The following is an 11,863-nucleotide window of genomic DNA, read 5'->3' as shown; positions in this document are numbered from 1 at the left end:
GCGTTTCAAAAGGATTTAAAGTTTACAAATGATGGCAACGAGCAAAATGCTCTTCTGCAATTTGAGTCGGTTCTGGTATTGATTGCGTGCAAAGTTTGTCAGCTTTCAGACAACGGCTTGCGAACGGGCAACCTACGCTACTTGGCTTCCAAGAAGGGATATCACCTTTTTTCACGTTCATGTCACGCTTGCCCGATTTACCGACTTCTGGCACAGCTGACAACAACAACTGAGAATACGGATGTTGCGGGTTCTGAGTGACGTTGTCGCTATTACCCCATTCGACCATATGCCCTACATACATCACCGCCGTTTTCTCAGCAAAATAACGCGCCGTCGCAATGTCATGAGTGATGTACATGAACGAAATACCATGCTTATCTTTCAAGTCAGCCATTAGGTTTAGGATTCCTAATCGCACAGACACATCAAGCATAGATATAGGTTCATCAGCTAGGATCACTTCCGGGCTAACAGCAATTGCACGTGCAATTGCGACACGCTGTCGTTGCCCACCACTTAATTCATGTGGGTACTTCTCTGCGGTCTCTTTAACTGGTGTTAGCCCAACCATTTCAAGCAATTCATAAACAAGGTTCGGAATCGCTTCTTTTTCTGCTCGTTTATGGATAAGTAAAGGTCGCGCAATATGGTGGTAAATCGTGTGTACAGGATTCAGCGAGCCAAACGGGTCTTGAAAAATCATTTGCACTTGGCGTGCATATTCAAGCTCACCATATTTTTCAATATAGTCAGACAGAGGCTCACCTTTGAATTCGATATCTCCAGCCGTCTTATCGTAAATTCGGGTAAGAATTCGAGCTCCTGTGCTTTTCCCTGAGCCAGATTCACCAACAATCGCTAATGCTTCTCCTTTACGTAGATCAAATGAAACATCATTTACGGCTCGCATCATATTGCTTTTGACTGACTGGCCAAGTGGGAAATCTTTTACCAAATTCTTAACTGATAAGATAACTTCGCTTTTATCAACGTTCTTTAAAGTATTCATAATCTTTCGCTCAAACTAGGTGACAAGATACGTGATGCCCGGTCGCAATAGCGCCCAAACGAGGCTCACTTTTAATACACATTGAAATGCATTCGCCACATCGCTCTTGGAAGTTACATCCTTGAGGTGTATCCAAAAGGTTGACAGGATTCCCAGGGATCCCGTAGAGACGTTCTTTTGGCCCATGAATAGTCGGAAATGAAGAGATAAGCCCTTTTGTATAAGGATGCTTAGGTTCACTAAATACCGTTTTCGCATCACCTAATTCGATAAGGTTACCCGCATACATCACGCCAATTCGATCAGCAATTTCGCCCATTAGGCTTAAGTCGTGACTAATAAACAGAATAGAGAATCCAAACTTACTCTTCAGCTCATACAGTTCATTCAAGATTTCACGTTCGACCACCACATCAAGTGCCGTTGTTGGCTCATCCATGATGATCAATTTAGGTTCCAGCGCCAAAGCAATCGCAATAACAACTCGCTGACGCATCCCTCCACTCAGTTGATGGGGAAAGCTCGACATTCTATCGCCATGAATCCCAACCGTTCCTAACAGCTCGACCGCACGATCGTGAGCCTGTTTATAAGGTATTTTTTTGTGCGCTAGAATAACGTCCGTTAGCTGCTCACCGATGGTAATAACGGGATTAAGTGAATTCATTGCGCTTTGAAAAACAATAGAAACGTCATTCCAACGGAAGTCACGTAGCTGCTTGTTATTCATCTTTAAAACATCCTGCCCTTTGTAGAGTATTTCACCCTCAGAGATAAGCGCTGGTGCTTTATGTAATCGTGATATAGCAAAAGCCAATGTACTTTTACCGCAACCAGATTCACCGGCAATACCGAGCGTTTCACCGGGCGCAATGGAAATACTAACGTCATTAACGGCTCTTGCTACGCCATTAGGAGAAACGTAATCAACACACAGGTTATTAATTTCTAATAGATTGCTCATTATAGGCCTCGGCGTTTATCTGCTTCTTTTTTAAGTTTGTGCCACAGTTTGATGTGTGGGCCCGTACGTAATTTAGGGTTGCTCACTTGGTCAATAGACATGTTAATCAATGCGAGTCCACCACCAGTAATCGCTAACGCTAGTGCAGGCACCAGCATTTCCCACCATGCACCGGTATATAACGATGAAGAGGTCTGTGCCCAATACAACATAGAGCCCCAACTCACCTCTGTTGCATCACCTAAACCTAAAATACCTAGACCAGCTTCGGAGCCCATTGCGTAGATAACCGTGCCTAGGAAGCCACCAAAAACAATCGAAACTAAGTTTGGTAAGATCTCGACTAAAATAATGCGGATTTTTGATTCCCCCATCACCTCTGCAGAAATGATGAACTCTTTGCTTCTAATTGCCATGGTCTGTGCACGAATCACCCTAGCCCCCCAAGGCCAGGAGGTTATCCCTAACAACACGGTAATAACCAGCGAACCGACCTGCCCTAAGAATGCGGCGAGAACAATCAGCAAGGGTAATTGTGGAAACACAAGAAATACGTTAGTAATGAAGTTCAAGCGTTCATCGACTTTTCCACCAAAGTAACCAGATGAAACCCCAACTAGCACTGCTATTGTCATGGCTATTACGCCCGCAGAGATCGCAACAGTAAGCGACTTTCTTGCTCCAAATAGAACCTGGCTATATACATCACGTCCGCTACGAGTCGTGCCCATAATATGCTCAGAGCTTGGTGCAACATGTGGACGTGCTACGCGCTTTTCTGGGTTATGAGTCGATAATACAGGTGCAAATAACGCCCCGGCTAAGACAATCGTAAGTAAAAAAGTACCTATAATGGCCGGGGGGTTACCGTAGAAAAATGCGTAAGCTTTACCGAGAGTTTTCTTTACGTTTTTCCACGACCATTTTGGCTCACGTACTGGCATATTCGGCTGGTTAGCGGTTTTTTGAGTGTCCATTAAATTATCCATCATGCGCCTCAATTCGAGATTCTAGGGTCAAGCCAGACATATAGGAGGTCGGCAATAAAGTTAGCGGTTAGTACCGCTGTCACCAAGATAAGAAGAATGGCTTGGATAAGTGGGTAATCACGAGCAACGATGCCTTTAAGAAGGATGTTCCCCAAACCTTGGTAGTTAAAAACCACTTCAGTCATAATTGAACCTGCGAATGAGAACCCGATTGCCATTGCAATAGCGGTCGCAACAGGAAGGATGGCATTTCGACCAGCATAACGAAACATAACACGATAACTACTCAAGCCTTTGGCCTCAGCCATCGTTACGTAATCCTCACCCAACACGTTGATCATCGCATTACGCATATTGAAGACCCATGTTGCGATACCAACCAAGACCATTGAGCCCATAGGCAACATAGCGTGTTTGGCCACACTGGAAATAAACTCCCATGTAAAACCTGGCTCTAGCGATGGGTCATAGGTATATGCCAAAGGCAATAGTTCAAGTTTTAAACCAAAGAAATAGAACAACAGTAATGCGGTCACGATGTACGGGAAATTACTAATAAATGCTAAAACTGGCGGAACAATTTGTCCAAATAGCCCTTCACGTCGATACGATGCATACGTACCAATACTGACACCAATGATGAGAGCGACAATCAACGAACCAAGCGCTAGAAACATAGTCCACGGCAGTGCCATAGCAAGGACATCTGAGACACTTACAGGAAACATAAGTACTGAAGGTCCCAAATCAAGAGTGAATACGCTTTTCATATAAGCGAAGTACTGTTCGAAAACATTACCATCAACAAAACCGTACATTTCACGAACAGCATCCATCTGAGCAGGATCCATTCGACCTTGAGCAGCAGCGAAAAGAGCATCAACAGGATCACCTGGCATTAGACGAGGCAACATAAAATTAAACGAGATAGCGATTAAGAAAGCGGTAAAATAGAAGCCAAATCGGCGAATTAAAAACGACATAAAAATCTTTTAACCTAGGGGCTACAACCTAAGCTGTAGCCCTCTCAAAAATAACTTACTTAAGGTGTAGATTGTTGAGAATAATTACTCTCTTACCACCGTCGTACCATACTGGCTGTACGTATGGGTCTTTTTCACTTGGCCAACCAACAATATGTTTAGTACTGTATTGGAACCAAGTTGGGTTAGAAAATAGAGGGATAAAGGGAAGGTTTTCAGCGGTAAACTCCTGAAGTTCACTCAACACTTTCTCTTGCTGCTCTGCATCACCTATTTTGCCAAAGCTGTCGATCAATGCGTCGATTTCTGGTGAATTAACACCGTGACCAGCATGCCAAGTTTTTCCGATTCGAGACGTTGAGAAGTACTCTTGGTACGCCAAGATTGGGTTTGTCGCTACCATTGACCAGTTAATTGACATGGTATATTTGCTTTCTTTCAAATTGCTGTCATATACCGCCCAATCCACGGTCTTAACGTTTGCTTTCACACCCACTTCTTCAAAGTATTCAGATACCATCTGAACCACTTGGATCCAGTCGGTCCAACCGTTTACAACCTCAATATCAAACTCAACCGTTTCCCCGTTTGCTTTGTCGCGGAATCCATCACCGTTTTTGTCAACTAAGTCCGCTTCATCAAGTAAAGCGTTTGCTCTTTCAACATCGTACTTAGTTAGATAGCCATATTTCTTAGATACATTTTTATCAATGTGCGTTTCGTATAGCTCACCGATGCCACCAGCATTGAAGTTTGCAGTCGGATAACCGTAGGCAGCAATATCAACGATGGTTTCACGATCAAGTGCCATAGAAAGTGCTTGTCGTACTCTTAGGTCATCAAATGGCGCTTCTTTGGTATTTACGTAAAGGTGGATCGCATCATTCGCTGGATACCAAAAATGGTTATTTTCTTTATCCATATCGACAAATGTTGACTCAACGTCAGCAATAAAATTTGAACCCCAATCAATCTCACCTTTGATTAAGGCAGGTTGAATCTGAGAGTTGTCATTGTAAGAACGGAAGTTGATGCAATCTAAATAAGGTCTATTTTCTAAATAGTAATTTGGGTTTCGGCACAGCTCCATCTGTTGCGGTTTAATGTATTTAACCGTCGTCATTGGGCCACTACCTACCGGGTTAAGGTTGGTAAACGTTGTCAGATCTTCAACTTTCGACCAAATATGCTTTGGTACAATATGGTAACGCTCTAAGTTCCAAGCAAATGTAGAATCCGCTTCCGTCAGCTCAAACACGACGGTTCGCGCGTCAATAGATTTGATTTCTTTTAAGTTACCTGAAGACCAAATACCTTTCTGGTCAAAAGCTGGTGCCTCTTTAGTCAACATAAAGCTAAAAACAACGTCGTCTGCAGTTAACTTTGAACCATCAGACCACTTCAAATTCTCTCGTAACTTAAGCGTCAATGTTTTCAGGTCAGTTGAATACTCAACCGACTCAGCCAAGCGATAATCAACATCACCTGTCATGTTGTTGAATACGACCAATGGCTCAAACATTACCCCATGCAGTAAGTCTTTAGTTGTATAAGGGTTAAAGTTTTCAACAAAGCCAGTATTGATAATTGGCACCGTTAGTGTACCACCCTGCTTAACTTCATCTGCTTGTACAGAGGCTCCGAATAACGCTCCAATGGCGAGCGAAGCAATCAATGTCTTTTTGTGCATCACGTTGTCCTTTTAATGATAATAACCAGAAAGAAAGCGCTTTCTTTTAACTTTAAAAAAAGGGGGTGTTTTCGTATTCACTATCGGTTACTTGCATCAAGAAACCGCTTTCTTTAGGTGGATAATAATCCGATAGAATGATTCTTCAACTTACATTTCGGGGAAACGAACCATAGATCACAAATTTAAAATAGATTGAGAATAGAAACACGCAACAGTGCCATTCGTCACATTAATTGTTAATTAATACAAAAAACAACTTAAAAACAATAAGTTAAAATACAACAGTGGTACCTCCATCGTCTACGCTAATCGTCGAGTCTCTCACCCATCAATGAACTTATATGCTTTCTTTAAAATGGCCTTTCCGTCGCGATTCTCAATATTCATAAACTGTATCTATATAAGATTCTCTCAAAAACAAAAGAAAGCGCTTTCTCGATTATCAAACCTATGTCAGCATACCAGTCATGAAATGTAAGTTCCCCCTTAGGACAACTATGTTAAACTTTTGGAATGGCAATAAATCAGGTAAAAGACAGCACTATGAGTTGGAGCTAATTCATAGCTTGTTGAATTGGGATCCGAACGAACCTATTGTCGTTCACAGCGATAATACTGACTTTCCAAGGGCTGAGGATGAAGGAAATATATTCCGCAAGAGTTATGATGTACTCGTCACGGTGGCGGGAAACCGTAAATTTTCGGATAAGCCTACAATCAAACTCAACTCTCCAATTTGTAAAGGCTTACTAGGGCACCGTATCCTAATAATTAGGGAACAAGATCAACCCACATTCCATAATATCAACAGCAATAAACTGAAATCACTTATCGCTGGAATTCCTGCCACATGGGCTGATGCTGAGCTGTTTAGAGCAAATGGATATCGAGTACTAGAGCAAGGAAGCTTACCAGAGATTCTTAAACTGCTTTCAGATAATAAATGTGATTATGTGTCACTCGGTGCCAATGAAGTAGAAAGCATATACCAAGAACATACCAATTCCCTGGATGGGTTAGTCATAGAAAAAAGTATTGTGCTTTATTACCCTCTCCCACTGGTCTTCTATGTCCACCCAGACAAAACACAACTAGCTCAATTACTGGATGACAAACTGCAAGAACACATGCTCAGTGGTAAGTTTGATTTGTTGTTTAACCAACATTTTGGGGACGTCGTGAGCTCCATTGGATTAGAACACCGTCAAGCTATTAACCTCGTAAATCAGGAACTACCGCCAGAGCTAAGGTCATTTAAGTCTCAATTCATCTCGTGATTATCATAAAACCAGCACCTAGAATCACGACATTAGGAGCATCCGCTTATGCTCCTAATGCCGATTTCTTCAAGTCATAGGTAATATAACTAACAACTTGCCTTTACATATAACGATGAATACTCAAGTCGTCTGATTGAATATCGCTATTTGAGCCGCTAACCACACTCGCTAACAACTTTCCTGAACCACATGCCATCGTCCATCCCAACGTCCCATGACCAGTATTGGTAAACAGATTCTTGATTGGCGTCTTGCCGATGATAGGCGTACCATCTGGCGTCATTGGCCTTAATCCAGTCCAGTATTCTGCTTTAGAGAAGTCCCCAGCCTGCGGGAACAGGTCTTTTATCACCATATCGATCGTCGCTTTGCGTTTTTCAGGAATCAGGTAATTGAAACCAGCAAGCTCTGCCGTCCCAGCAATACGAATTCGATCATCAAAACGCGTCATCGCCACCTTATAGGTTTCATCCATAACGGTTGATGTTGGTGACTTATCCGCACTAACAATTGGCAATGTCAAAGAGTAGCCCTTCACCGGATAAACAGGAATCGACAAGTCGACTTGTTTAAGCAGATCTCGAGAATAACTTCCCGAAGCCACCACATAAGCGTCCGCTCTAAATTCACCTTGAGTTGTCGTAATGCTCTCTATGGCTTGGTTCTGATGATTCAAGCTCACCACTTCAGTATCAAATACAAACTGGACGCCAAGCGCCTTTGCTTTCTCAGTTAAGGCTAAACAGAACTGATGGCAATCACCCGTTTCATCATGAGGTAAGTACAAACCGCCCACCAGCTTGTCTTTCACGTCAGCTAATCCCGGTTCCACCAACAGACACTGCTCCACACCAAACAGCGAGTGCTCGATGCCGCTTTCTGTTAATAGCTTCATATCCTGGTGAATCGCATCCAGTTGTTTCTCGCTTCTGAATACCTGCAGGGTACCTTTCTGCCTGCCCTCGTATGCCAAATTTTCACTGGTTCGAAGGTGGGTTAGACAGTCTCGGCTGTAGTTTGCCACTCTCAACATCCGTGACTTATTCACGGCGTATTTAGCTTCGTTACAATTGGCGAGCATCTTTGTCGCCCAAGAAACTAAATCAGGGGAAAGTGATGGCTTCACTTTCAAGGGAGCATGCTCTTGGGTGAGCCATTTCATCGCTTTCAAAGGAATACCCGGCGCCGCCCATGGTGATGAATAACCGTAAGAAATTTGACCGGCATTCGCAAAACTGGTCTCTTTACCACTGCTATCTTGGCGGTCGATAACCGTCACCGAGTGGCCCTCTTTCGCCAGATACCAAGCACTGGTCAAGCCAATCACACCGCTGCCAATTACAATTACTTCCATTCTATATTCCCCTGCACTCGCCACGAAGCCGAGCCTTACTGCCTGTTTGAAACATCTGTCGTTAATAGTTTGTAACGTATTCATCAAGCGTTGACTTAACAATTCAACATGCGTTGATAAAAAGTCAATTTAGTGGAGGGTCGAGAGGATTAATTTTGGAAGTGTGATATTGAAGGGCTTCAGATCACTAGCCATTGAGTGGACCCACTGGGTAGCCTCACCCAACAAAGAAGCTAACTGGTAGTAACAAGTTGAGCCAAGAGTAGATTCTGCGTTACGCCAACCCTGATCTATTTAGATATTATGAGCATCGTGACTTAAGAATGTCGCATTCTCGATAAGAAAGTCTAAAAAGGTTTCGGCTTGCAATGATAGTGCTCGGCCTTTAAGAGATTGAACTTTCACCGTCGCTTTAGTGAAGGTGTCTAACTCAGTTGCAACCACTTCAATTTGTCCCGATTTTATCTCATCAAGCACAGTGAGCTTAGGCATAAAGGTCACGCCTAGACCTGCCGAAACGAAGTTAGTTAGCGCGGTAACCGAGTTAGTTTGAAGCTTAGGTTGCAAGGTGAGATGAGAGTTTTGTTCAGCCTGCTTTACTAACCTCCCCATACCTGTCGAGTTGTCGATCAAAGCAATAGAAGCCTCTCTAATATCTTGCAATGTCACTGGTGCTTGTTGGGTCGTTAGTACGTGCCCTTTTGGAGCGATAAGCTCTAAAGGGTGGCTACGCTCGACGTGTGAATGCAGTTTAGGGTGAGGAGCAGACGCATAGGTAATCGCAAAATCGATCTGTTGATCTTCCAACATTTTCACCGCATCCAATGCACCCGCTATCTCAATCGATAAATTGATATCAGGGTAACGAGCCATGAAGGTCTGCATCGGTTTAGAGACCAAGTTAGTGATAAACCCTTCTCCTATCGCGATGCTGACATTGCCTCCCTTGAGGTTTTTCAACTTGGTTAGGCGTGCTAGCACCGCCGTTTCACTGCGAACGATAGAGCGGTAGTAATTCAATAATTCGTTACCCGCCTCAGTCAGCAGTGATTGACGATTATTGCGTTCCCACACCTTCATTTCTGCTTGTGCTTCAAGCTGCGTCAGCATTCTACTCATTGCCGCAGGGTCAACGTTCATCATCTTAGATGCTTTACGCAGTGACCCATATTTTGATAACGCATTCAGATACTCAAGCGCACGAAGATTAAAATGGTGCATGCAACTTCCTTGTGATTCGACTGACACAATACAAGCGTCTCACAATTTTCTTAATTGCCCATCTAGGAATTGAGATACCGACACAACAAGTTTGCAAGTTGTGGGCTGAGTCACCAACACAAGCCCTTGAAGAGCGATAGGCACGATCTAGAAGAAGTATGTATTCGCGCCAAATAAAACAAAAACACAGCTCAATTCAACGAAGAAATAAGCTGTGTTTGATGTCCAATATAGGCTGTTTGAAGCCGCTAAACTGTCGCTATTTTAAGGCAAGCAGCTTATCGACAAATTCAGAGAAACCATACCCACCAGGCTTGCTCATCACCACTGATGGGTGATGCTCTAATCGTTCCCAGTAATGCTGAATATTCGCCACACCGACACTGTTAGGCAAAATTTCAAACATGTATTGGTCATTCATCGAGTCACCGACATAGCAACTACGCTCGACTATCTCTTGATCAGATAACCCCTTCTCTTTGAGAAAAGCGGTTGATGTCGCTTTCTTAGAGTGCTCACCATACCAAGCGTTGATGTGAATTGAGCTTGCTGTGGCATGTGCACCTAATGCGTGAATCTTAGAGACTATCTCTTCAATAATCGCATCATCGACTTTGGGACGGTTTTGACCGATGTCTATCGCAACTTCACACAAGCGGTACGACTGATCGAGCGTTAAACTGAGCTCTGGATAATCGCTCAAAATAGCTAAGACTTGTTCTTTCAGTTTGCTCTGATTAGCACTGACTTCTGGCAAAGGGATATCAGATCGCAATGTCAGATAACCGTTTTTCTTTTCCATAATGAACGCGCCATTCTCGCCGAGAACCGCATCAACAGGCCACAGCTGAGCAATATGATCACACCACCCTGCACATGCGCCCGTTACCGCAACTACTTTTTTCCCTGAATCACGCAGCTTGCTTAACGCAATCAAGGTTTCAGGAGGCAATTGACCTTGCCACGTTAAGGTGTCATCCACATCGGTTAACACCCAATCTATCTTTTTCCAATTTTGGTTCAATTCATTCGATACCGAATTCATTTCTACACCTCTAAATAATCAATCACTAAACAGTGTTAAAGCAAATTCGGTAAAAACATCACTAAGCTTTCAGAGAAAGTCAGCAACATCAGAACCGTGAGTAGTGCTAGCAACAACGGAGCCACTTCTCTTACGAAGTCGACCATACGAACTTTTAAAATCGAGCAAACCGTAAACATCATCGAACCAAATGGCGGAGTCACACCACCAATCATGATATTCACAATCACAATAATGCCGAAGTGAACCGGGTTAACGCCTAGGTTAAGCACAGCAGGCAGTAGCAATGGTGTGAGTATTATCATCGCAGCGCCGCCTTCGATGAACATGCCAACCACTAACAGCAGTACGTTAATCAACAACAGCAAGACGAGCTTGTTGTCTGTCAGCTCAATCAAAGCAGACGCAACATTGTGTGGGATCTGCTCTAGTGTCATGTAGTAACCAAAGACCATCGCACCGATAATGATGAACATGACACTACTGGTGCCTTGCACTGTTTCACGCATGATCAGCGGGATATGGCGGAAGCCCAGTTGACGATAGACAAAGATGCCAATAATCGCGCAGAGTAATACAGCAATCGCACCCGCTTCAGTAGGCGTGAACAAGCCAAAACGCATGCCTAAAATAATGCCAAATGGGATCAACAGTGCCGGTATCGCTTTCAAGAAGTAGTGAAAACGCTCTTTGGCAGAAGCTGGCTCAGAGCGAGACGGTTTGTAACGACGCTTACGAGCGATGAACGCGATCGTCACCATCAGCGACAGCGCCATCAAAAATGCCGGAACGTAACCCGCAATAAACATTTGATGGACCGACACATTCGCTAATAAAGCAAAGATGATTAGGTTGATACCAGGTGGAATCACAGGGCTGATACTTGATGAAGCAGCTGTTACAGCGGCCGTAAATGGCAAGTCATACCCACGCTTAGTCATCTCGGGAGCAAGAATCTTAGACTGCATCGCCGCATCCGCATTGGCAGATCCAGAGATACCGCCCATCAGAGTACTCAATGCTACATTCACTTGAGCAAGGCCACCGGTTTTGTGACCAATCATAGAATCAGCAAAGGCGAGTAAGCTCTTACTGATCCCCGCATAGTTCATCACCGAACCCACCATGATAAAGAACGGAATAGCCAACAACGGAAAAGACTCAGCAGAGCTAATAAAGCGCTGCATCACCAAGCTCACCGGAATAGAGTCATTGATAAAAAGAAAGTAAACCATCGCCGATGCAATCAGAGAAAACGCGATGGGGATGTTCAAAAGAAACAGAACAAACAGAATAAGGATTGGAAGATAGCTTTCCATGAA

10 protein-coding genes are annotated in these 11,863 nt (G+C 43.6%); 1 reads left to right on the top strand and 9 read right to left on the bottom strand.

Annotation, left to right across the window (positions count from 1 at the left end; genetic code table 11):
- Window positions 1–22 precede the first annotated feature (22 nt).
- The 5 genes from F0232_RS07815 to F0232_RS07795 are packed head-to-tail and all read right to left on the bottom strand — an operon-like array spanning window position 23 to window position 5,638.
- Window positions 23–1,012, bottom strand: a complete 990-nt coding sequence (locus tag F0232_RS07815) for an ABC transporter ATP-binding protein (protein ID WP_061018419.1) — start codon at window positions 1,010–1,012, stop codon at window positions 23–25.
- 10 nt (window positions 1,013–1,022) lie between these two features.
- Window positions 1,023–1,976: an ABC transporter ATP-binding protein gene (locus F0232_RS07810; protein ID WP_019821072.1), complete on the bottom strand. Its 954-nt coding sequence runs from the start codon at window positions 1,974–1,976 to the stop codon at window positions 1,023–1,025.
- A complete protein-coding gene (locus F0232_RS07805; RefSeq protein WP_029405342.1) occupies window positions 1,976–2,965 on the bottom strand; it encodes an ABC transporter permease in 990 nt (329 codons plus the stop codon). Before F0232_RS07805 ends, F0232_RS07810 begins: the two co-directional genes overlap by 1 nt.
- 8 nt (window positions 2,966–2,973) lie before the next feature.
- On the bottom strand, window positions 2,974–3,948 hold the full coding sequence (locus F0232_RS07800; RefSeq protein WP_061032840.1) for an ABC transporter permease: 975 nt from the start codon (window positions 3,946–3,948) through the stop codon (window positions 2,974–2,976).
- 55 nt (window positions 3,949–4,003) lie between these two features.
- The gene (locus F0232_RS07795) at window positions 4,004–5,638 is read right to left on the bottom strand and encodes an ABC transporter substrate-binding protein (protein ID WP_105057367.1); all 1,635 of its coding nucleotides are present in this window, start codon (window positions 5,636–5,638) and stop codon (window positions 4,004–4,006) included.
- A gap of 500 nt (window positions 5,639–6,138) precedes the next feature.
- Here F0232_RS07795 and F0232_RS07790 point away from each other — a divergent pair, with 500 nt between their 5' ends.
- Window positions 6,139–6,918 (top strand): ABC transporter substrate-binding protein, encoded by a 780-nt coding sequence (locus F0232_RS07790; RefSeq protein ID WP_061032842.1) that lies wholly within the window; start codon window positions 6,139–6,141, stop codon window positions 6,916–6,918.
- A 103-nt stretch (window positions 6,919–7,021) separates the two neighbouring features.
- Here F0232_RS07790 and F0232_RS07785 read toward each other — a convergent pair whose 3' ends face one another.
- The 4 genes from F0232_RS07785 to F0232_RS07770 all read right to left on the bottom strand — a co-directional run bounded on the left by F0232_RS07785 (window position 7,022) and on the right by F0232_RS07770 (window position 11,860).
- Window positions 7,022–8,275: a D-amino acid dehydrogenase gene (locus F0232_RS07785; protein ID WP_061032843.1), complete on the bottom strand. Its 1,254-nt coding sequence runs from the start codon at window positions 8,273–8,275 to the stop codon at window positions 7,022–7,024.
- 294 nt (window positions 8,276–8,569) lie between these two features.
- Window positions 8,570–9,496: a LysR family transcriptional regulator gene (locus F0232_RS07780; protein ID WP_061032850.1), complete on the bottom strand. Its 927-nt coding sequence runs from the start codon at window positions 9,494–9,496 to the stop codon at window positions 8,570–8,572.
- Window positions 9,497–9,755: 259 nt separating this feature from the next.
- The gene (locus F0232_RS07775) at window positions 9,756–10,541 is read right to left on the bottom strand and encodes an HAD-IIB family hydrolase (RefSeq protein WP_105057368.1); all 786 of its coding nucleotides are present in this window, start codon (window positions 10,539–10,541) and stop codon (window positions 9,756–9,758) included.
- 35 nt (window positions 10,542–10,576) lie between these two features.
- Window positions 10,577–11,860: a TRAP transporter large permease gene (locus F0232_RS07770; RefSeq protein ID WP_017070429.1), complete on the bottom strand. Its 1,284-nt coding sequence runs from the start codon at window positions 11,858–11,860 to the stop codon at window positions 10,577–10,579.
- Window positions 11,861–11,863 lie beyond the last annotated feature (3 nt).

The sequence above is a fragment of the Vibrio sp. T3Y01 genome, assembly GCF_013114525.1.
Taxonomy (GTDB): domain Bacteria; phylum Pseudomonadota; class Gammaproteobacteria; order Enterobacterales; family Vibrionaceae; genus Vibrio; species Vibrio chagasii_B.
This window is presented reverse-complemented; position numbering and strand designations above follow the sequence as displayed.

What these genes read in the sequence shown, in the direction of transcription:
- F0232_RS07815 (WP_061018419.1), bottom strand. Translation starts at nt 1,012, where the DNA reads ATGAATACTTTAAAGAACGTTGATAAAAGCGAAGTTATCTTATCAGTT.
- F0232_RS07810 (WP_019821072.1), bottom strand. Translation starts at nt 1,976, where the DNA reads ATGAGCAATCTATTAGAAATTAATAACCTGTGTGTTGATTACGTTTCT.
- F0232_RS07805 (WP_029405342.1), bottom strand. Translation starts at nt 2,965, where the DNA reads ATGGATAATTTAATGGACACTCAAAAAACCGCTAACCAGCCGAATATG.
- F0232_RS07800 (WP_061032840.1), bottom strand. Translation starts at nt 3,948, where the DNA reads ATGTCGTTTTTAATTCGCCGATTTGGCTTCTATTTTACCGCTTTCTTA.
- F0232_RS07795 (WP_105057367.1), bottom strand. Translation starts at nt 5,638, where the DNA reads ATGCACAAAAAGACATTGATTGCTTCGCTCGCCATTGGAGCGTTATTC.
- F0232_RS07790 (WP_061032842.1), top strand. Translation starts at nt 6,139, where the DNA reads ATGTTAAACTTTTGGAATGGCAATAAATCAGGTAAAAGACAGCACTAT.
- F0232_RS07785 (WP_061032843.1), bottom strand. Translation starts at nt 8,275, where the DNA reads ATGGAAGTAATTGTAATTGGCAGCGGTGTGATTGGCTTGACCAGTGCT.
- F0232_RS07780 (WP_061032850.1), bottom strand. Translation starts at nt 9,496, where the DNA reads ATGCACCATTTTAATCTTCGTGCGCTTGAGTATCTGAATGCGTTATCA.
- F0232_RS07775 (WP_105057368.1), bottom strand. Translation starts at nt 10,541, where the DNA reads ATGAATTCGGTATCGAATGAATTGAACCAAAATTGGAAAAAGATAGAT.
- F0232_RS07770 (WP_017070429.1), bottom strand. Translation starts at nt 11,860, where the DNA reads ATGGAAAGCTATCTTCCAATCCTTATTCTGTTTGTTCTGTTTCTTTTG.